Raw genomic sequence first — 21001 nt, 5'->3', positions numbered from 1 at the left:
CGGGATCTCGCCGGCCGCCGTGTGCCGGGTGATCCAGCGGTCGCGGCCCCCGGGCACAACCGCGCCGTCACCGCAGGAGCACAGCCTTCCGCCGGCCCTTCAGCGGTCGATCTCCTCGAACAGGGCCTCCCAGCGGTCCAGGACCCGGGGGAGGTCCAGGGGGGCCACGTGGTTGCGGGCCGCCGCGCCGTAGTGGTGGCGGCGGGGCGTGTCGGTCATCAGGTGGGTGAGGGCCTGGGTGAAGGCGTGGGTGTTGCCGGGCGGGACCAGGGTGCCGGTGTGGCCGTCCTTGATGAGTTCGCGCACGCCCGCCGACAGGTCGAAACTCACCGTCGGGACGCCGCAGGCCGCCGCCTCCGCCACCGCCATGGGGCGGCCCTCGCGGTCGCTGGTGAGGGCCAGCAGCGACAGTTCGCGGTAGGCGGCGGCCATGTTCTGGACGCTGCCGCGGAAGTGGACCCGTTCCGCCACGCCCCGCGAGGCCGCGTGCGCCTCCAGCGTGCCGCGCAGCGGCCCGTCGCCGAAGAGGTGGAGTTCCCAGTCGGGCGCCCGGGTCGTGGTGTCCGCGAACGCGTCGATCAGCCGGTCCAGCCGCTTGACCGGCTCCAGACGACCCACCGCCCCGATCCGCCGGGTGTCCAGCCGGGCGGCCAGACCCGGGCTGAACGGCAGCGGGTTGGGGATGGTGGCCGCGTTGGGGAGGCGGTCGCGGCGGAAGAGCGCGGCGTCGCCCTCGCTGAGGAAGACGGACTTCTCCAGCTCCGGGTAGTGCCGCAGGATCAGCCGCAGGTTGGCGGAGGCCCGCGCCTGTTCGTACGACTCGTGGTACTGGCCGATGCCCCGCAGATGCGGCCATTCGGCGGCGCGCAGCCAGTCGGCCGCCCACGGTGAGCCGATGATCAGGTAGCCGGTGTCGACGGCGGCCAGCCGTTCCTTCAGTTTCACCAGCGCCTCGTCGCGGTGGTCCGACCGCGCGCGCTGTTCCCTGATCCGGGACCAGTTCAGCCGCTCGGCGAAGGTGTTGGCCCGCCAGGGTTCGGGTGCCGGCTCCGGGTAGAGCGTGGTGTGCCGGTAGCCGGGGTCCGGCTGGTACGTGTGCGGCTCGGGGCTCGGCCGGATGCCGATCAGCTCCACCCGGTGCCCGCGCCCGGCGAACCCCTGGGCCAGGGTGTGCAGCACCCGCTGGGAGCCGCCCATGGAGTCCACGTCGATGCCGATCAGGAAGATGTTGCGGTGTTTCATCAGGCGATTCCTTCGAAGAAGCGTTCCACCACGGCCCAGCTGGCGCCGCCGGTCTCGTAGGTCGTGAAGCGGTTCTGGAACGCCGCGTACCGGTCGGCGTGCTCCTTCTGCACCCGGTCCAGGTCGTTCACCACCTCCACCAGTTCCCCGGTCTCCGTCAGCACCGGGCCGGGCGCGATCTCCGCCAGGTCGTAGTACGCGCCGCGCGCGCTGTTGCGGTAGTGCTCGTAGTCGTCCGCGAACAGCAGGACGGGCCGCCCCAGGTTGGCGTAGTCGAACATCACCGAGGAGTAGTCCGTCAGCAGCGCGTCCGAGGCCAGCAGCAGATCGTTGATGTCGGGGAAGCCGCGCCCGTCCCGCACCACCGGGGCCACCTCGCGCGGCACCTCGAAGCGTTCGTAGTAGTGCGGGCGGACCACGATCGTCCACTCCTGCCCGATGCCGGCCGCCAGTTGGGCCAGGTCCACCCGCAGCGACGCGCCCGAGCCGCGTGCCCCGTCCCGGAACGTCGGCGCGTACAGCAGGACCTTGCGCCCGTCCGGGATCTGCAGCCGCACCCGCGCCGCCTGCGCCCGGTCCCTGGCCTCCACCTCCCGCCAGCGCACCAGCACGTCGTTGCGCGGCAGCCCGCAGCGCAGCAGCTCACCGGTGTAGCCGTTGGCCCGGACGAAGGTGCGCTCGAACTCCTCGCTCGGCGCGATCAGCAGGTCCCAGCGGGCGACCGCTTCCCGGTGCTGCCGCTGCTTGTCCTCGCTCCCGAAGCGCAGTTCGGGGATGTCGAAGCCCATGTGCTTGAACGCCTGGCCGTGCCAGGTCTGCAGGTAGCGGGTGCCGCGCGGTTTGCCGTACGCGGCGGGGAAGCCGTGCGAGTCGACCCAGTAGCGGGCGCGGGCCAGGGTCCGCACGTACTCCCAGCTGCCGCGCCGCACCAGCGGGACGCCGGGCGGGAAGCCGGACGGGTCGCCCGCGTGGGACCACACGGCGTTCAGGGGCAGTCCGCGCCGCACCAGTTCCTCGTAGATGTAGCGGGGGCTGTCGGCGTAGCCGCGCCCCTCCAGCGCTTCGAAGACCACCAGGTCGCGGTCCCGGGGCAGCCGCTTCAGCTCCTGGTACGTCCAGGTCTTCAGGCGGGGGCCGGACAGCCGGCGGCTGACGCGGGCGGTCTTGCGGCGGACCGGGCCGAGGGCCGGGGCGATGACCTCGGCGCCGGCCAGCAGTCCGGAGCGGGACCAGGTGAGTTCGAGGCGGCCGGCGCCGCGTTCCTCCACGGCGACGCCGATGGAGTGTCCGGCGAGCCGGGTGCGGCGGGCGGGCAGATCGCCGGGGGCGAGCAGGATGTCGGTGCGGCGCAGCCCGAGCCGTTCCAGGGCGATCACCGGGTGGCGGCGGCCCTTGAACCCCTTGGCGGCCATGGGCACTTTGCGCAGGTCGACCTCGATGTCGGCCTCGTAGCGGTCGGTTCCGGCCGGCACGTAGGCGAAGGGGACGCGCAGCGGCTCGCCCGAGGTTGCCAGCCACAGTTCGGCGGTGATGCCGTCGGGGTCGGCCAGCAGCCGGGCCGGGTCGTACGTGCGCAGGCCGAGGCGCAGTTTCGCGCCGGCGGTGGTGACCCGGGTCAGCTCGTGCCGTACGGGGCGGGAGGTGAAGGGCTGGGCGTCCAGCTGCCACTCGGTGATGTCGAGTTCGGCGAGCGCCTCGGGGTCGTCGGGCAGGTGGTCGCCCCAGTAGGTGCGTTCGCCGTCGCGGATCACGGCGGGCGGGGCGAGCAGCGGGCGGCCCAGGGTGCGGGCGGCGGCCTGGGCGTCCTCGAAGCGGCCGGCGGTGAGCAGGTACTGGCACACGCGCTGTTCGCGGGGGAGCTCGGCGCGCGCCTGCGGGGTGATCCCGGTGCTGAGGTACTCGGAGACCACCTCGGTGAACTCCCCGATCCACTCCAGGTCGCGGAAGGGCAGGTCGCCGAGGTAGAGCCGCAGGTCGTGACGGAGGAACTTGGTGTCCTTGGCGGGGCGCAGCGCGGCGTTGCCGCTGTCGGTGAGGAAGGTGTCGATGAGCCGGGCGGCGTGCACCCGGTCGCGGACGTTGGCCATCTTGTGCCGGCTGGAGGAGATGGACAGCTGGCCGGGGTCGTGGGCGAGGTACCAGGTGTACACGGGCCAGGGCACGACGGCGAAGCGGTCGGCGAGGGTGAACGCCTTCGCGGTGAACAGCTGGTCCTCGTAGTGCATGCCGGTCGGGAAGCGCAGCCGGTGGCGGGCGATGAACGCGGCGCGGTAGAGCTTGTTGGTGGACAGGTGGTCGGTGAAGAACTCGGGCGCCCGCGCGATGCCGTCCACCACGCGCACATCGCTGTCGAACAGCTCCGGGTACCACAGGGCGCGGGCGCCGTTCTCCTCGTTCACCCGGGTGACCTCGCCGGTGACGAAGTCGACGCCGGTGGCCTCGGCGGTCAGCAGCAGGGATTTGCAGGCGTGGCGCGGGAGTTCGTCGTCGCTGTCGAGGAACATCAGGTACGGGGCGCGGGCGGCGTCGATGCCGGCGTTGCGGGGGGCGCTGCAGCCGCCGCTGTTCTCCGGCAGCCGCAGGACGCGTACCCGGGGGTCGGTGGCGGCCAGTTCGCCGGCGACCCGTTCGGTGTCGTCGGTGGAGCAGTCGTCCGCGATGATCACCTCCAGGTTGCGCAGGGTCTGCCGCAGGACGGAGTGGACGGCGCGGGGCAGCCGGTGGGCGTCGTTGTAGGTGATGACGACGACCGTGACGTCCGGTGTCAGCGTCGTGTCGGTCATGGGGTTGCGCCCCCTCGGGGTTCGATGGGTTCGATGCGGTCCACCTGGTAGAAGCCGGCGACACAGCGCGCGGCCCAGTCGCCCTCGGCGTTCTTGGCCATGAAGGGCTCGGTGAGCCCGGCGATGTGCAGCGGCTGGTAGCCGACGGCGGTGGCACCGGCGGCGGCCTCGGTACGGATGCGGGCGTCCTGCGCGTCCCAGGCGGCGGCGCGGTCGCGGGTCTCGGTGGCGAGGGACCGTACGTCGGGGAGCAGTCCGGCCAGGGCGCCCAGGGTGGCGGCGGTGGTGAGCAGGGCGGCCACGGTGCGGGCGCGGGGGCGCAGCCGGGTGGCGAGGACCTGGCCGGCGAGCATGCCGTAGCAGCACAGGGCGAGCAGCAGGGGCAGCAGGAAGCTGTTCCAGGTGCGGTAGTACGTCCAGCCGCCTTCCCCGTAGCCCAGCCGCAGGGCGGCGACGACGGCCAGGGAGGTGAGCGCCACCGCGAGGGCGGGGACGGCCAGGGCGAGCCGGCCGGAGATCCCGGGCAGCGCGGGCAGGACGACCATGCCGGAGTCGGCGCCGCGCCGTACGGGGGTGTCGGTGGCCGGCTGGGGGTACCCCCGGCCGGAGGCTGGCGGAGGGTGGGGCGCGGTCAGCGGGGGCAGCGACAGGGGTGCGGTGCGCAGGGCCAGGCCGAGCAGGACGCCGACGGTGAACGCGCCGAGCCACACCCAGGAGCCGGCGGCGCGCCCGAGGAACTCCCACACCCGCAGCCAGTCGTGCACGGTGGCGGAGAGTTCGGCGGTGGAGAAGGGGTCGCCGGCGGGCGGGTGCACGCGCCGCCGGGCGCGGGCGCCGGGGGAGGTGTAGAGCAGGGCGAGCCCGGCGAGCAGGCCGAGGCATCCGGCGGCGCACCAGGTGAGGACGTAGTGGCCGTCGGGGGTGCGGCGGCGGGCCAGGGCGGCGAGTCCGGCGAGGCCGGCCAGGACGAGGGCGACCGCGCTGAACGCCTCGCTGAGGGTGCCGAGGAAGACCCCGGCGGCCAGCACCCCGAGCACCGCGGCACGGCGGGCGCGCTTGCCGCGCCGCTGGGCCCACAGCGCCCAGACGATCAGCCAGAGGCCGATGATCGCGGGCAGGGTGTGGGAGATGGTGGAGGGGGCCCACAGCAGGGTCTGGTAGGGCAGCGGCGAGGCGTACACCAGCAGGGCGGGCAGGACGAGGGCGGCGGCGATCAGGGCCGGCAGTGGAGCCTCACGGCCGGTGCGGACGGCCAGGGTGCGGCCCAGGACGACGAGTCCGGTGGCGAGGGTGAGGAGCAGGAAGGCGGGCAGCAGCTTCGGGCCGAGCAGCCCGGCGGTGTAGGTGACGCCGTTGAGGAAGGCGTTGGCGATCCGGCCGTTCTGGGTGGTGTAGAAGTCCCAGGTGATGCCGTGGACGCCCATCTCGCGGGTCTTCCAGGCGGCGCACCAGTCGTCGGAGGTGGGACGTACGTACCGTCCCAGGGCGGCACTCACCGCGAGCAGCGCGCCGGCTCCGGCGGCCACCGCGAGTGCCGGGCGGCGGCGCGATGCGGTGGTGCGCGGTGTCACCCGGACGCCCTCCTTCGCATGTCGCAAATGGGATGAAATAGGTGCATTGCACCATACTGAGGCACGCCGGGCTGTCCACGGCAGCGCGGATCCCGCGCGTTGTGCGGGAGATCGGGAGATCCGGGACAACCGGAAGGAAAGCTCGGCCATGAAGCTGTCCGTCGTCGTCCCCTGCTACAACGAAGAGGCCGTCATCGACCGCTTCGACCAGCAGCTGCGCACCAGCCTCGACCGGCTCGGCGTCGGCTACGAGCTGTGTTACGTCGACGACGGCAGCGCCGACAACACCCTCACCCGACTGCGCGCCCTGCGCGTCGAACACCCCGCGAACACCCGCTACCTCTCCTTCAGCCGCAACTTCGGCAAGGAGGCCGCCATGCTCGCCGGACTGCGGGCGGCCGACGGCGACGCGGTGGTCCTGATGGACGCCGACCTCCAGCACTCGCCCGAGCTGATCGGCCACATGCTCCAGCTGCACCGGCGCGGCCACGACCAGGTGGTGGCCAAACGCGACCGCTCCAGCGACAAGGCGGTGCGCGGCCTGCTGTCCCGGCTGTACTACCGGGCCGTCAACCGCTGGGTGGACGTGCGGCTGACCAGTGGCGTCGGCGACTTCCGGCTGCTGTCCCGGGCGGCGGTGGACGCGCTGCTCTCGCTGCCCGAGAACAACCGCTTCTCCAAGGGACTGTTCTCCTGGATCGGCTTCGACACCGTCACCTTCGACTGCCGCGACGCCGAACGGCAGGGCGGCGGGGGCAGCAAGTGGCGGTTCGGCTCGCTGCTCAACTACGGCATGGACGGCCTGATCTCCTTCAACAACCGGCCGCTGCGGATGGCCATCTACACCGGTCTGGCGCTGGCGGCACTCGCCGCCGGGTACGCCGGCTGGGTGATCGTCACCGCCCTGAGCGGCGGGGTCACCGTTCCCGGATACGTCACCCTGGTCGCCATCATCGCCGGGCTCGGCGGGCTCCAGATGCTGATGCTCGGCCTGATCGGCGAGTACATCGGGCGCATCTACTACGAGACCAAGCGCCGGCCGCACTACCTGGTGAAGGAGAGCGGCGAGGTGCGCTCCCCGGCGCCCGCGCCCCTCGCCGGCGCCGGCCAGGCTCCGGCACCGGGATCGGCCCCGGCCCCGGCCGTCGAGCCGGCCCCCGCCGAGGACCTCGAACGATGACGACGGTGCCCCGGGCGGCCCAGCTGGCCCAGTTCGGCCGGTTCGCCCTGATCGGCGTCGTCAACACCGGCACCTTCTACCTCTGCTACCTGCCCCTGCACCGCTGGCTGCCGTACTTCTCCGCCTTCACGCTCGCCTACCTCGCCAGCATGGTCGGCTCCTTCTTCCTCAACACCTACTTCACCTACCGCACCCGCCCCAGCTGGCGGAAGTTCGCCTTCTTCCCGCTGACCCAGCTCACCAACTACCTCGCACAGAGCGCCGGCCTGTATCTGCTGGTCAGCGGCGCAGGACTGAACAGCACCACCGCCCCGCTGCTCGCCGCCGCCGGCGCCGTACCCTTCACCTATCTGGTGTCCCGGCGCATCCTGCTGCCCCATCCCCGCGAGGAACCCGCTCCATGAGTCTGTCCCGCCGCGCGCTGCTCGGGGGCGGGCTCGCCTCCGTCCTCGGGGCCGCCACCCTCATCGAGGCCCTGCGCCCCATACCCGGCGGTGAGGACCACGACGCGCTCCCGGACCCGGCGGAGAACGCCTCGGTCGTGCAGATCATCGCCCACCCGGACGACGACCTGTACTTCATGAACCCCGACGTGAGCTGCACGCTGGGCGGCCCCGCCGCGCTCACCACCGTGATCCTCACCTCCGGCGAGTCCAACGGCGTCAACGGCAACGGCGGCCCCGGGCGGCCCTCCCCGAGCGAGGGCCACGAACGCTTCGCCCGTGCCCGGCAGAACGGACTGCGCGCCGCGTACGCCCACATGGCCACCGGCGACCACAACAGCCGCTGGAACTCCGTCATCCTGTCCACCGCCGGCGGCTTCCCCGCCCAGTGCGACACCCTGCTGGCGCGCCCCTCCCTGCGGCTCATATGGCTGCAACTGCGCGAGGCGCGCAAGGTCTCGGACGAGGTGCCGCAGTCGCTGCGCGGACTGTGGCGCGGCCAGGTCGGGACGCTGGAATCGCTGCGGGCGCGCGGCAGTGTGGTCGGTGAGGACTTCACGGTGACCGGCGACCAGCTGACCGCCGCCCTCACCGGACTGCTGCGGGCCTCCGGCCCCACCCATGTCAGGTTCCAGGACCCGACCCCGGACCGGCGCCCGGGCAAGAAGGTGTACGCCGACCACCAGGACCACATGTACGGGGCGAGGTTCGCCCAGCTTGCGCTGGAGCGGTACGCGGCGCAGGACCCCGCGCACTTCAGCGTGCAGAGCTACCTCGGCTACCGGGGCGGCACGCTGCCCCCCACATTGAGCCCGGCCGCCGTCGAGGCCAAGGCGCGCACCCTGCACATCTACGGCGGGGTCGGCGCGACCTGCGGCGACCCGGACGGCTGCGGCGACTACAAGACGGGCGCCACTCCCGTGCTGCGCTGGGTGCCGGTCATGCGCGACCCGCGCGAGATGGGCACCGACTGGCTGCACCGGCTGGACGACGACGGGGTGCTGGCCTGCGCGGTGCTCAGCGGACGGCTCGCGCTGTGGCGGAGGGAGGCGGGCGAGACCCGGTGGGAGGGCCCGGAGCTGCTGCCCGGGACGGGCATCGACGACGGGCTCGTCATGGTGCGCCACCCGGACGGGCGGCCGGCGGTGTACGGGACCCGTACGGTCGGCGGCGCGCCGGGCGACGCCGGGTACCGGCGGGAGGTGATCGCCTCGGTGGGGCTCGGGCCGTGGGAGTCGCTGGGCGCGCCGGGCGGCACGGACGCGGAGGCGAGCTGGCAGCTGTCGGTGCCCGCCGTCGGGGTGGACGCGGCGGGGCGGGTGGTGGTCGCGGTGCGGAACGCCGAGCACGGACTGAGCGCCCGCACCCGGGACCCGGGGGCGGGGGAGTGGGGCCCCTGGCAGGACCTGGGCGGCTCCAACGCGGGGAGCCGGCCGGTGGCGGCGACCGCCAGGGACGGCCGGATCAGAATCCTGGTGGCCACGCACGAGAAGGTGCTGCTGTGGCGGCAGCGGGCCGACGGCGGGTTCGGCGACCCGGTGGACGCCGGACTGCCCGCCGTCACCGGGCCCCTGACGGCGCGGCAGGCGGGTGCCGGGGTGAAGCTGTACTTCCGCGAGCCGGGCACGGGTGCTTTGCAGACGGCGGTGGTGGACGGGGTGGAGGGCGCGAAGCCGCAGGTCACCTTGATGCCCGGCGGGGTGGGGTGCGGGCCGGTGGCGGAGGCGGACGACGCGCTGGTGGCGGTGCGGGACGAGGCGGGCCGGGTCGCGGTGGCCGTATCGCCCGCGCCGTGGGTGACGGAGAGCCATATGGCCGTGGGCAATCCGGCGGCGGTGGCCACGGCCAGGGGCCGGGCGACGGTCGCCTACCTGGGCGCGGACGCCCGGCTGCGTTCCACGGAGTTCGACACGGCCTAGCCGCTCTTGGGGCGGGCGCGGACGTGCATGCGCTCGCCCTGCGGGCCGAACAGGCTGAGCAGTTCCACCGGCCGGTTGTCGGCGCTGCCGAACCAGTGCGGCAGCCGGGTGTCGAACTCGGCCGCCTCCCCCTGCCCCAGCTCCAGGTCACGGTCGGCCAGCAGCAGTCGCAGCCGGCCGCTGAGCACGTACAGCCACTCGTACCCCTCGTGGGTGCGCTGATCGGGGACCGGCTGCCCCTCCGGCTGGCCCGGGATGATCATTTTGTACGCCTGGAGCGGCCCCGGGTGGGCGTTGAGCGGGACGACGGTACGCCCGCCCTGGATCTGGCGCGGCGCCAGCCGTACCCGGGGATCACCCACCGGCGGGGCTCCCACCAGCTCGTCCAGCGGCACCTGGAACGCCTTGGCGAGCGGCAGCAGCAGTTCCAGCGAGGGTCGGCGCTGCCCGGACTCCAGCCGGGAGAGGGTGGAGGTGGAGATGCCGGTCACCTCCGACAGCGCGGCCAGCGTCACCCCCCGCTCCTGGCGCACCCGCCGCAACCGCCCCCCGACCTCGGCCAGTACATCCGTGAACTCCATGGCCCCAGCGCACCACGGCGTCCCGATTATGGCAACTCGTTCTTGCCGGATGTGGCTGGCGCCACCACCGGATCCGGGGCGGTGAAGGTCTCGTTGTTGGCCGGGACGCCCACGCCGGTCCAGGTGAAGGGGATGCCCTGGGCGTGGCGCGGGTCGGGGTGGTCCATCAGCTGGAAGTGCACGTGCGGCTCGCTGGAGTTGCCGGTGTTCCCGCACTCCGCCAGCGGCTGGCCCGTGGTCACCCGGTCGCCCTCGCGCACCCGCAGCGAGCCGCGCCGGACATGGGCGTACAGCGCGTACCGGCCCTCGCCCAGGTCGATGGTCACGTGATTGCCGATGACGCGGTGCGGGCCGGCGATGTCGCGCAGGAAGCCCTCGGCGAGCAGATAGGCCAGGGCGGGCCAGGAGTTGCGGCTGCGATGGTCGCGCTGGGAGTCACGGGCGCTGACCACGGTGCCCTCGGCCACCGCGAGCAGCGGGGCGCCGAACGCCGGGAAGTCGCGGTTGGGGCGGGACAGCGGCCACCAGCCGAAGGCGGGGCGCGAGCCGTCCGCCGGTTCGGCGACGATGTCGATGGCGTGGCTCTGGCCGTAGCCGTGGGTGCCGTGGCTGGGGACCTTGTCCGCCGGGCTGTTCATGGCCAGCCAGCGGCCGGTCACCGGGGGCGCGACCTCCAGCGGCGGCGGGTACTCCCGGTTCCTCGGCGGGCGGGTGGAGACGTACGTGACCATCACGCCCGACAGGAGGAAGGCCCACGCGAGGAATGACGGAATTCCGTAGAAGATCTCCAGCACGGCGAGGGCGAGGAACGCGGTCCAGCAGGTGCGGGCCAGGGCCGGGGCTATCGTGCGAAAGGTGTCCATGGGGGGCTCCTCGGGACGTTCAGCCGGGTGACTGGGTGATGGCCAGCGCCGCCAGCAGCGGGATGACGCGGGTGACGGGGATCTCGTGCCGGCCGCGCTGGGGGGTGTGCAGCCAGCCGGCCGTGGTCAGCTGCCGCAGGTGGTGGTAGATCTGGCCGGTGGTGCCCAGGTCCTCCAGTGCGGCCAGTTCGGCCACGGTGCGGCGGCCGTGCACGATCTCCCGCAGCAGCCGCATCCGTACCGGATGACCCAGCGCCGCGAAGGACTCCGCCGCCTGCTCCCAGTCGGCGGCCAGCACGGTGTCGGTGGCCAGGCCGAACTGCCACTCGGTGAACTCCTCGGTGGGCAGCCGCGCCGAGCCGGTGAACAGCACTCCGCCCGTGCCGTCCCCGGGCAGCCGCGCGCGCAGCCCTTCCAGTGCCCAGAAGTCCCCGGCGGGCCCGGACCCGCTTCCGCCGGCGGGGCCCGCGTCCGCGCCGCCGGACCCGCTCTCCAGGGCGGCCACCCGGCTCTCCAGCGCCGCCACCCGTTCCTCCAGGCCGTCACTCATACGGAATAGCGTACATCTTGTACGTGATTACCGAATGAAGCGCCAGCCCGTCCAGGCCGACGTGATCATGTCCCGCACCCCGCGCCGCGCGCTCCAGCCCAGGTGCTTGGCCGCCGCGTCCGTCCGCGCCACCACCCGCGCCGGATCGCCCACCCGACGCGGCCCCACCTGCGGAATCAGCGCCTCGTGATGCGTCAGCACACCGATCTGCTCGGCCATCTCCCGCACCGAGACCCCTTCCCCGCGCCCGATGTTCAGCGTCAGATCCCCCGCGAACGGCTGCTCCGACAGCGCCCGCGCCGCCGCCACATGGGCCTGCGCCAGATCCTCGACATGGATGTAATCCCGTACACAGGTGCCGTCCGGGGTCGGATAGTCGTCCCCGAAGATCAGCGGCGGCAGCCCCGCGTCCAGGCGTTCGAACACCATGGGGATGAGGTTGGAGACGGAGGTGTCCGCCAGCTCAGGTGCCGCGGCGCCCGCCACGTTGAAGTACCGCAGGCAGGCCGTGGAGATGCCGTGCGCCCGCCCGGCGTTGCGCACCAGCCACTCGCCGATCAGCTTGGTCTCGCCGTACGGGCTGATCGGCGCGCACACGGTGTCCTCCGTCACCGGCCCGTCGTCCACGGGGGTCCCGTAGACGGACGCCGAGGAGGAGAAGACGAATGTCTCGATCCGCGCCCCGCGCACCGCCTCCAGCAGGATCTGCAGCCCGTGCACGTTCTCCCGGTAGTAGCGCAGCGGCCGGGTGATCGACTCCGCCACCTGCTTCTTCGCCGCCAGATGGATGACCGCGCCCACCTCGTGCCGGGCGATCGTCTGGTCCAGCAGCACCCGGTCCAGGGTGCTGCCCTCCACCAGCGGCACCCCCTCCGGCACCCGGGCCCGCACCCCCGTGGACAGATCGTCGTACACCACCGGCCGCTCGCCCGCCGCCAGCAGCGCCCGTACGACGTGGGCGCCGATGTAGCCCGCTCCGCCGGTGATCAGGAAGGTTGTCATCCGGGTTCTCCTTCGGTCAGTTCTTGAGCATGCGGTGCAGCCGGGCCGTCGCCACCCCCGTGGCGCCGCGCACCCCGGGGGCGACCCGCAGCGCCAGCGCACCGTGCGAGGTGGTGTACGGCTGCACCAGCAGCAGCCCGTGCCGCCGGCTGGGCAGCACGGTACGGCGCGGGGCCGCGCCCACGGGCCGTACCCCGGTGACCACCGTCCGGCCCCTGGCGCAGCGGATGCCCGCCCTGATGTCCCACACCGCCAGGGCGGCGTCGGTGGCGGGCAGCGCGGTCAGGTCCAGCCGGGGGGAGGCGACCCAGCCCGTGCCGTCGGGGAACAGCGCCACGCTGCGCCGCTGCCCGAGCCGGCCGCGCTCGCGGTGCCACAGTTCCACGTCCACCCCGTAGATGTCGGCCGCCGCCAGTCGCCCGTACAGCTCGTGGACGCGCAGCCGCAGGACGGGGTACGCGCCGGGTCCCGCGAGTTCGGCGTCCACGGTGAGCGGCAGCGCCTCCAGGGGGAGGTGGTCCAGGCCCTCCAGGGGCAGGTCCGGCAGGTCGGCGGACCAGACGGGATGGCCGCCGGAGGTGGCCAGCGGGGGCAGCAGCCGGGGCGGGGCGGCGGTCAGCGCCGCCATCCTGGCCAGTTCGCGGGGGGCGGGCGAGGCCAGCAGCAGGGCGGTCAGCCAGCGGTGCGCGGGGCGGGCCGCGGCCCGTTCCGCCGGGGCGAAGGCGGCCAGGTGGGCGCGGGTCAGCGACCACCACCAGCGCTGGAACTCCGCTCCGCGCGAGGGGAGTTCGCGGATGTACAGCGGGAGGTCGTGGTCGAGGAACTTGGTGCGGGCCGCCGCGGCGAGCCGCTCCGCGCCCGCCGTCCGCAGCACGTCGACGGCCTGCCGGTGCGCTTCGAGGCGGCCCGCCCAGTGCTCGATGCGCCCCCGGTCGAGCGAGATGGACAGGGTGGCGGAGCGGCGGCGCACCTGCCAGACGTACACCGGGTCCGCGATCACGGCCAGCCGTGGGGCGGCGGCCAGGACCCGGGCGGTGAAGACGAAGTCCTCGTAGGGGAAGCGGCCTTCGGGGAAGGTGATGCGGTGGGCGCGCAGGAAGTCGCGCTCGTAGAGCTTGTTGACGCACAGCGTGTCGTGGACGAGTTCCGGGTGGCGGCGCGGCGGGTCGTACACGGCGGGCGCGGCGGGTGCCTCGAACAGGGCGGGCTGCCAGGGGCGTTCGGTGCCGGCGGGCAGTTCGCGGCGTACGCACCGGCCGGCGGTCACCGGCGCGTCGTGCCGGGTTGCGGCGGTGAGCAGCGCTGCGGCGGCGCCCGGCGGCAGCAGGTCGTCGCTGTCCAGGAACATGACGTAGCGGCCCCGGGCCGCCGCGAGGCCGGTGTTGCGGGGGGTGCCGCAGCCGCCGCTGTTGACGGGGTGGCGCAGCAGCCGCAGCCGGGGTTCCCGGGCGGCGAGCCGTTCCAGGACGGCGGCGGTGGCGTCGGTGGAGGCGTCGTCGACGGCGATCACCTCGGCAACCGCGGGGCCTTGCGCGAGCGCGGAGCGCACCGCGTCGGCGACGTGGGCGGCGTCGTTGTAGGCGATGACGACGACGCTGACGCTGCGGGAGGTCATGGGGCGCCACCCTGGCGGGCCGGTACGGGGCCTGCGGCCCTGCGGGGCTCGGGGCCGGTGACGCGGTGGGCGCGCGGCTGCCGAGGCTGCGCTCCGCCGGGCTCCGGCCGGGGACCGTCCCCGGCGGGCGGGGTGACCGGGGGGACGGAGCGGCCGTCGAGGAAGACCTCGCGGACGACGCGTTCGGCGGCCCGGCCGTCGTCCCCGGAGGCGAAGCGGGCCCGGAACGCCGCTCGGCGCCGGGCGGCGGCCGGGTCGTGCCACAGCGGGCGGGCGGGGTCGGTGAGCAGCGCGAGGAGTTCGTCCTCGGTGCGGGTGACCGGGCCCGGCGGGCAGTCGGGGAGTTCCAGGCACACACCGCGGGCGGTGCGGTAGTCGGCCCAGTCCTCGGCGTGCACGACGATCGGCCGGTCCAGGAGCGCGTAGTCGAAGATCACCGGGTGGTAGTCGGTGATCAGCACATCGGCGGCCAGGCACAGCTCGATGAGCGAGGGGCGGCCGGCGGCCGGGGGCGTCTCCGGGGCGTGGGTCAGCAGGAGATGACCGGGGCCCAGGCGGGCGGCGAGGCCGGGCACGTCGAGGCGCGGGATGGCCGGGGCCGGCTCGTAGGGGCGCTCGGCCGGTGCGTACAGCAGGACGAGCGCCTCCTCGGGGATGCCGAGCCGGGCCCGCACGGCGCGTACGTCCTCGGCGGTCGCGGTGACCAGCCGGTCGGCCTGCGGGGAGCCGTACTCCAGGAGGGCGTACGTGCCGGGGTAGGCGTGCCGCGCGGTGCGGGTGGCGTGCGGTCCGGCGGACAGGGCGGCGGTCCAGCAGTCGATCTGCCGCAGCAGAGAGGGCAGATCGGCGGGGCCGTCCGGGCCGTGCGGCCGGGCGATCGGGGTGCCGGTGTGGGTCTGCAGCCGCAGCTGTCCGGTGCGCGGGGCGCGTGGGACGGAGCCGGGGAACGGGGCGTCGCTGATGAGGTAGCGGGCGCGGGCCAGTGCGCGGGCGGTGGCCGGGGAGTGCGGGTGCAGCCGGCGCGGGCCGCCGTCGGGCAGGTGCGGGGCGTGTTCGGGGCCGGCCACCCAGACGGTGCGCAGGTGCGGGGCGAGGGCGCGGGCTGTTGCCTCCAGGGCGGCGGGGTGGCCGGTGTAGGCGCCGGTGGCGGGCAGGAACACCGCCAGTTCGGGCCGCAGGGGGCGCAGGAGGTGCAAGCGGTAGTGGAGATGGAACGCGGCGGCGCGCACTCCGCGACCGCAGGCCGCCAGCCGGGGGAGGAGGAACCGGACGGCGCGGCGGACGGTCCGTGCGGTGGTGGCGCGCAGCCGGCGGGCGAGGACGGGAAGGCTGCGGGTGCGGCTCCTGGCGTCGGTGAGCGCGGTGGCCCCCGAGGTGGCCCGGTGCCGGGCGCACAGCGCGGCGGCCCGCCGGAAGAACTCGGCGCGGGTGGCGGGCGGGAGCAGTCCTGGCCGCTGGTGGAGCTCGGTGAGGTGGGCGACCATCCGGTGGTAGAGGGCGGCCCGCCAGCGGGGCGCGGTGACGGTCGAGAACAGCCGGTCGTACTGGCGCAGGACGTCGAGGTGCTCACGGCCGCGGGGCGGGTGCGCGGGCATGGCGGCCCGGCGTACGCAGCAGCGGTCCAGGACGGCGACGGACCCGGCGGCCAGCAGGGCCTGCGGGCCGAAGGGGATGTGCTCGTAGTGGCCGGGCGGGAAGCGCAGCCCGAGGCGGTCCAGCAGATCGCGGCGGTGGGCGCGGGTGTGCGCGGCGGGGTCCAGCCACAGCAGCCCGGGGCGGTCGGCGAGGGTCATCACCTCGGGGGGCTGCTGGCTGTACAGGCCGCGCGGGGCGTCGCCGGTGGTGTCCCGGAACAGCAGTAGCTGCGGGTCGCCGGTGGCGCGCAACCGCGCGTCGATGGCGGGCAGGGCGCCGGGGGCGAGGGTGTCGGTGGCGTCGAGGAAGAGGACGTACGTGCCGCGGGCCCGTTCCAGGGCGGCGTTGCGGGCGGCGCCGGGGCCCGCCGGGTACGGCAGCCGCACCCGTACGAGGCGGTGGTCGGCGGCGGCGTACCCCCTGATGACCTGGTCGCTGGTGCCGGATGACGCCTCGTCGACGGCGATCAGTTCGAGGTCGGCGAGGCGCTGGCCGAGGACGGAGGTCAGGGCGGCGTGCAGCTGCTCGGCGGATGCCTGGTGGACGGTCACGATGACGCTGAAGCGGGGCACGGCACCACATCCACCGGACGAGGGAGCAATACACGGACCATCCGACAATCGCTCAAGTGGTAGGGGAATCGGTGGATGCCCGGGAGATCGCCCGCCGGGTCCCTCCGTTCGGAGCAATCCCGGCGCCGGGGCGGGCGGTACGGTCCGGGCGACCCCCCGGATTCGACCGGCCCGTCGCCGCCCGGGACATCCCTCGCCCCCACCACCGTCGCCCGCGCGAGGTGCCACCGTTCGGCCGGGTCGGGCCGGACGTCAGCATGGTGCCGGGCGGGAGCACTCCGGCCACGGCGCGGGAACACCGGGATCCCCGGTCCTCTCGTGCTACAGCAGCGTCATGCCTCCTCGTGAGATCAAAAGGAGTGGACCGGTCCACCGGACCACCTCACACTTCTGCCATGACGGAAGCAGAGCTGTTGCCGGAGGTCGAGCACTACTACACGCACGGCACCGACGAGGACGCGCGCCTGACCCGTTCCGCCGACGGGCGGCTGGAGATGCTGCGGACACAGGAGATCCTGCGCCGCTTCCTGCCACCCGCCCCGGCGCGGGTGCTGGATGTCGGAGGCGGTACGGGCGTTCATGCGCGATGGCTCGTCGAAGACGGATATCACGTGGACCTGATCGACCCCGTCGCGCGCCACGTCGAGCAGGCCAGCAAGGTGTGCGGGGCGACGCTGGGGGACGCGCGGAGCCTCCCGGTGCCGGACGCCGGCTACGACGCGGTGAACCTGCTGGGCCCGCTGTACCACCTCCCGGACCCCGCGGACCGCCGGCAGGCGCTGGCGGAGGCCGTACGAGCGGTTCGGCCGGGCGGCCTCGTCGCTGCGGCGGGTATCAACCGCTACGCGAGCGTCTTCGATCACGCGGCGGCGGCACAGCTCCACACCGACCGTATGCAGGAGTCCGTTTCCGAAATCCTCGCGTCCGCCCTGCACGACGGCCGCGGGCGGTTCACCGTCGCCTACTTCCACCGTGCCGAGGAACTCGCCGAGGAGTTGCGGGAGGCCGGACTGGTGGACGTCCAGGTGTTCGGGGTCGAGGGCCCGACGTGGTCACTGCTGAAGGCCGTGGAGCACCACTCAGGTGCCGCACCGACTGAGGCGTTGTTCCGGTCGGCCCTCGCGGCGGCCCGGTTGGCCGATCCCTACCCCGAACTGCTCGCCGCCAGCTCGCACTTGCTGGCCGTCGGCCGGTCCCCGGGCGCCACCGCATGAGGTGGTGGTCCGCCGCCACCTCACGCCGCCGCGCCTCGGGCGCACACAAGGGGGCCGTCCCGACCGGGACGGCCCCCTCGCGCGCGTGCTCCGCCGCGGTTACTTGACGGAACCCGCCATCACGCCGGTGACGAACTGCCGCTGGAAGGCGAAGAAGATGCCCAGCGGGATCAACATCGACAGGAACGCGCCCGGCGCCAGCACCTCGATGTTGCTGCCGAACTGGCGCATCTCCTGCTGGAGCGCCACCGTCATGGGCGGGGAGCTGGAGTCGGCGAAGATCAGCGCCACCAGCATGTCGTTCCACACCCACATGAACTGGAAGATGCCCAGCGCCGCGATGGCCGGGCCGCCCAGCGGCAGCACCACCCGGGTGAACAGCCGCAGCTCGCCCGCCCCGTCCAGCCGGGCCGCCTCCAGCAGCTCGCGCGGGATCTCCGCGAAGAAGTTCCGCAGCAGGAAGATGGCGAACGGCAGCCCGAAGGCGGAGTGGAAGATGACCACGCCCACCGTCGTCTCGAAGATGCCGAGCGTGTTGAACAGCCGCGCCACCGGAATCAGCGCGACCTGCACCGGCACCACCAGCAGCGCCACCACCAGCACGAACAGCCAGTCCCGGCCGGGGAAGTCCAGCCAGGCGAAGGCGTACGCGGCCAGCGCGCCCAGGATGATCACCAGCACGGTGGAGGGGACGGTGATCGCGATCGTCGTCCACAGCGAACTGGTGAAGGCGTCATTGCTCAGCAGCGCGCTGTAGTTCGCCCCCGTGAACTGGCCCGGGTCCGTCAGCGCCTCCCACCAACCGGAGGACGCGATGTCCCGCGGATCGCGGAAGGAGGACGCCAGCAGCCCGGCGGTGGGCAGCAGCCACAGGACGGCCAGGACCGTCAGCACCACCCGGACCGCGCCGCTGCCCGCGATCGCGCCGACGCGCGAGGCGAACGACGGCTTCGGCGGGCCGGCCGGGGTTTCCGTACGGTGCGGCGGCGGGTTGGGGGCGGCCGTGGCGGCCGCTTCGGTCGAGGCGCTCACCGCTTCTTCTCCTGTCGCAGCCGCCGCACATTCATGATCATCATCGGGATGCACAGCACCAGCAGCAGTACCGCGATGGCACTGCCCAGACCCTGATTCGCCCCGCCGCCGAACGACGACCGGTACAGCTCAAGAGCCAGTACGTTGGCGTCCGCCTGGGAGGAACTCGGCGCGATCACGTACACCAGGTCGAAGACCTTCAGCACATTGATCATCAAGGTCACCAGCACCACCGCGAGCAGGGGTGCCAGCAGCGGCACGGTGATCCGGCGGAACACCTGCCACTCGTTCGCGCCGTCCACCCGCGCCGCCTCCAGGGTCTCCCGGGGGACGGCGGCCAGGCCGGCGGCGATCAGCACCATCGCGAAGCCCGCCCACATCCATACGTAGCTGGCGATGATGGCGGGCGTCACCAGCGCCGGGCCGAGCCACTCCACCCCGTTGTACGCGGCGGTGAAGTTGCTCGCGGCCAGCCGCAGTTGCGTACCGTCCGCGTCCTCGGCCGGCAGGCTGAAGGTGCCGTCACCTCCAGTGGTGGCCGAGGCGGCGACGGAGCCGTCCTCCCGTACCGCCTCCACCGTGATCCCCGACAGGGCCTTCTCGCCCGGGTCGATGACATCGGGGGCGCCCCCGCCGCCGGGTGCGAAGTCGAGCCACACGGTGCCGGTCACCGCCCCCGGGTCGGCGGCGGCGGGCGCGGCCTCCGCCGCGCCCTCGGCATCGGCCGGCTTGACCCCGACCAGCGGCAGCAGCGCCGGCTCCCCGGCGCGTGCCGGAGTGGCCAGCAGGTACGAGCCGTCCTCCTGCCCCGCCAGCTCCCCGTTGGGGCGCGGACGGGCGTCGGGCCACTCGGCCCCGCCGGAGAAGGTGTCGTGCACCGCCACCACCGCGGCGTTCGCCAGACCGCGGTCCGGGTCCTGCTCGTACACCAGCCGGAAGATGATGCCGGCGGCCAGCATGGAGATGGCCATCGGCATGAAGACCACCAGCTTGAACGCGGTGGCCCAGCGGATGCGTTCGGTGAGCACCGCGAAGATCAGCCCCAGCCCGGTGGCGACGGCCGGGGCCACCACGATCCAGATCAGGGTGTTGCTGAGCGCCTTGCGGGTCGCGTCATTGGTGAACAGATCCTGGAAGTTGTCCAGGCCGACGAAGGTGCTGCCCGACGCGTCGAAGAGACTGCGCTGGATCGAGTACCCGATGGGGTAGACGATCAGCGCGCCGAGCAGCAGCAGGGCCGGCAGCAGAAAGCAGGCGACGGCCCAGGGACGAGCCCTGATGACCGCCACTGCCTTGGCGGAAGCCATGGTCGTAAGTCAGCCCCGCTCCGTGTCAGTTGCCGTACGCACGCACGGCCTGGGCCTCCAGGTACTCCTGGGCGCCCTCGATGTCGGCCGGGTCGCGCAGGAAGTTCTGCAGGCCCTGCCACATGCCCTGCCCGGTGGTGCCGCCGAACGCGGCGGGCGCCTGGTCGGACATGTCGAAGCGGAAGTTGTCACCGGCGGCGATCAGCGCGGCGGCGATGTCCTGCGTGACCTGGTCCGGGTACGCCTCAAGCTCCAGCGCGTGGTTGGGGGAGAGGTAGCCGCCCGGGCCCGCCCAGACGCGCGCCGCGTCGGTGGAGGCCAGGAACGCCAGCAGCGCCTCCTGCGCCTCGGTGGCGGTGCCGTCGGTGGTCAGCGCCACCGCGGCGTCGCCCGCCGTCACCACCGGGGCCTCGCCGTCCACGGCCGGGAACGGGAAGACCAGCGCGTCCTCGCCGACGACCGCGTCGGTGTTGCCCGCGATGAACGCGGCCACGAAGTCGCCTTCGTACACCATGCCGGAGGACGGGGCCTCCAGGTCCGAGAAGGTGTTGGTCACGGAGGCGGGGAAGTCGGTCTGCAGCGCGCCGGAGGCGCCGCCCGCCAGCAGGGTGTCCTCGCCGAAGAGTTCGCCCAGGGTGGTGAGCGCGTTGGTGACGGTCTCGTCCGTCCACGGGATCTCGTGCGCGGCGAGCTGGTCGTACGCCTCGGGGCCGGCCTGCGAGAGGTAGATGTTCTCGAACCAGTCGGTGAGTGTCCAGCCGTCGGCGCCGGCCACCGACACCGGGGTCGTGCCCGAGTCGGACAGCAGCCACGCCGTGTCGATGAACTCCTGCCAGCTGGTGGGCTCGGTGGCGCCCGCGGTCGCGAAGGAGGTGGCGTTGTACCAGACCAGCGACTTGTTGGCGACCTTCACGTACACGCCGTACTGTTCGCCGTCGTACGCGCCCAGGTCCTGCCAGCCCTGACCGAAGTTGGCGTCCAGCTGCTCCTGGACGGTGGGGCCCAGCGGGGCCAGCCAGCCCTTCTCCGCGAACTCGTGCAGCACACCGACCTGCGGCACCATGACGATGTCCGGCGGGGCGCCGCCCTCGATCTTGGTGCCGACGAAGTTGGACACGTTGTCGCTGCTGGGCACGAAGCTGACCTTCGCGCCGGTGCGCTCCTCGAACTCGTCGAGCACCGCGACGAAGTTGTCGCGCTCGGCGCCCGTCCACACGGCCGCCACCTCCAGCGACTGGCCGCTGAGGTCGGGCAGTTCTATGGAAGCGGCGTGCTCGCCGTCGCTGTCGTTGCCTCCGCTGCCGTTCCCCCCGTCGCTGTCGCTGTCGCCACTGCACGCCGCCGTGAAGGCGAGTGCGGATACGACGGCCACCGCCGCGGCCGCGCGGGCCGTTCTCCGGGGTCCCCGAATCGAACTGCGCATGAGTTCCGTCCTCCATCGATCTGGCGTGGCGGGCTCACGGCACTCGGTTGTGCGGTACCGGGCATGCCA

Annotated in this window: 16 protein-coding genes; 4 read left to right on the top strand and 12 right to left on the bottom strand. The window is 73.4% G+C overall.

All coding sequences use genetic code 11. From position 1 onward, the window contains the following. Positions 1–99: 99 nt before the first annotated feature. Genes SXIM_RS08740 through SXIM_RS08730 form a run of 3 tightly spaced genes read right to left on the bottom strand, consistent with a single transcriptional unit; the run spans position 100 to position 5596 of the window. Positions 100–1242 (bottom strand): glycosyltransferase, encoded by a 1143-nt coding sequence (locus SXIM_RS08740; RefSeq protein WP_046723533.1) that lies wholly within the window; start codon positions 1240–1242, stop codon positions 100–102. Further along, positions 1242–4025, bottom strand: coding sequence for a bifunctional glycosyltransferase/CDP-glycerol:glycerophosphate glycerophosphotransferase (locus tag SXIM_RS08735; protein ID WP_046723532.1), 2784 nt, complete (start codon positions 4023–4025; stop codon positions 1242–1244). The genes SXIM_RS08740 and SXIM_RS08735 overlap by 1 nt, the downstream gene beginning before the upstream one ends. Beyond that, entirely contained in the window at positions 4022–5596 is a 1575-nt protein-coding gene (locus SXIM_RS08730; protein ID WP_053116140.1) for a DUF6056 family protein, read from the bottom strand. The genes SXIM_RS08735 and SXIM_RS08730 overlap by 4 nt, the downstream gene beginning before the upstream one ends. Before the next feature lie 148 nt (positions 5597–5744). Here SXIM_RS08730 and SXIM_RS08725 point away from each other — a divergent pair, with 148 nt between their 5' ends. The 3 genes from SXIM_RS08725 to SXIM_RS08715 are packed head-to-tail and all read left to right on the top strand — an operon-like array spanning position 5745 to position 9138. After that, on the top strand, positions 5745–6776 hold the full coding sequence (locus tag SXIM_RS08725; RefSeq protein WP_046723531.1) for a glycosyltransferase family 2 protein: 1032 nt from the start codon (positions 5745–5747) through the stop codon (positions 6774–6776). Further along, the gene (locus tag SXIM_RS08720; protein ID WP_030725064.1) at positions 6773–7180 is read left to right on the top strand and encodes a GtrA family protein; all 408 of its coding nucleotides are present in this window, start codon (positions 6773–6775) and stop codon (positions 7178–7180) included. Before SXIM_RS08725 ends, SXIM_RS08720 begins: the two co-directional genes overlap by 4 nt. After that, positions 7177–9138: a PLL family lectin gene (locus SXIM_RS08715; RefSeq protein WP_046723529.1), complete on the top strand. Its 1962-nt coding sequence runs from the start codon at positions 7177–7179 to the stop codon at positions 9136–9138. Before SXIM_RS08720 ends, SXIM_RS08715 begins: the two co-directional genes overlap by 4 nt. Here the strand turns inward: SXIM_RS08715 and SXIM_RS08710 are convergent. From SXIM_RS08710 to SXIM_RS08685, 6 genes are read right to left on the bottom strand one after another with little or no spacing between them, the layout of a single operon-like run. Continuing rightward, positions 9135–9719, bottom strand: a complete 585-nt coding sequence (locus SXIM_RS08710; RefSeq protein ID WP_030725070.1) for a helix-turn-helix domain-containing protein — start codon at positions 9717–9719, stop codon at positions 9135–9137. The two genes, SXIM_RS08715 and SXIM_RS08710, sit on opposite strands and share 4 nt — an antisense overlap. Positions 9720–9745: 26 nt before the next feature. After that, a complete protein-coding gene (locus SXIM_RS08705; RefSeq protein WP_046723527.1) occupies positions 9746–10582 on the bottom strand; it encodes a M23 family metallopeptidase in 837 nt (278 codons plus the stop codon). A 19-nt stretch (positions 10583–10601) separates the two neighbouring features. Beyond that, positions 10602–11132: an ArsR/SmtB family transcription factor gene (locus SXIM_RS08700; RefSeq protein ID WP_030725075.1), complete on the bottom strand. Its 531-nt coding sequence runs from the start codon at positions 11130–11132 to the stop codon at positions 10602–10604. A gap of 27 nt (positions 11133–11159) precedes the next feature. Next, positions 11160–12134 (bottom strand): UDP-glucose 4-epimerase GalE, encoded by a 975-nt coding sequence (galE, locus tag SXIM_RS08695; protein ID WP_030725078.1) that lies wholly within the window; start codon positions 12132–12134, stop codon positions 11160–11162. A gap of 16 nt (positions 12135–12150) precedes the next feature. Next, positions 12151–13749 carry a glycosyltransferase family 2 protein gene (locus SXIM_RS08690; RefSeq protein ID WP_030725080.1) on the bottom strand — a complete coding sequence of 533 codons (1599 nt, stop codon included), beginning with the start codon at positions 13747–13749 and terminating at the stop codon, positions 12151–12153. Beyond that, positions 13746–15956, bottom strand: coding sequence for a bifunctional glycosyltransferase/CDP-glycerol:glycerophosphate glycerophosphotransferase (locus SXIM_RS08685; protein WP_046723525.1), 2211 nt, complete (start codon positions 15954–15956; stop codon positions 13746–13748). Before SXIM_RS08685 ends, SXIM_RS08690 begins: the two co-directional genes overlap by 4 nt. 395 nt (positions 15957–16351) lie before the next feature. Between SXIM_RS08685 and SXIM_RS08680 the strand changes: the two genes are divergently transcribed. Further along, on the top strand, positions 16352–17170 hold the full coding sequence (locus SXIM_RS08680; RefSeq protein WP_030725086.1) for a class I SAM-dependent methyltransferase: 819 nt from the start codon (positions 16352–16354) through the stop codon (positions 17168–17170). Positions 17171–17269: 99 nt separating this feature from the next. Here SXIM_RS08680 and SXIM_RS08675 read toward each other — a convergent pair whose 3' ends face one another. From SXIM_RS08675 to SXIM_RS08665, 3 genes are read right to left on the bottom strand one after another with little or no spacing between them, the layout of a single operon-like run. Beyond that, a complete protein-coding gene (locus SXIM_RS08675; RefSeq protein ID WP_030725090.1) occupies positions 17270–18202 on the bottom strand; it encodes a carbohydrate ABC transporter permease in 933 nt (310 codons plus the stop codon). Further along, on the bottom strand, positions 18199–19509 hold the full coding sequence (locus tag SXIM_RS08670; protein WP_030725092.1) for an ABC transporter permease: 1311 nt from the start codon (positions 19507–19509) through the stop codon (positions 18199–18201). The genes SXIM_RS08675 and SXIM_RS08670 overlap by 4 nt, the downstream gene beginning before the upstream one ends. 25 nt (positions 19510–19534) lie before the next feature. Then, entirely contained in the window at positions 19535–20932 is a 1398-nt protein-coding gene (locus SXIM_RS08665; RefSeq protein ID WP_030725094.1) for an ABC transporter substrate-binding protein, read from the bottom strand. Between the last annotated feature and the right edge of the window lie 69 nt (positions 20933–21001).

Source organism: Streptomyces xiamenensis (assembly GCF_000993785.3).
Classification (GTDB): Bacteria; Actinomycetota; Actinomycetes; order Streptomycetales; family Streptomycetaceae; genus Streptomyces; species Streptomyces xiamenensis.
This window is presented reverse-complemented; position numbering and strand designations above follow the sequence as displayed.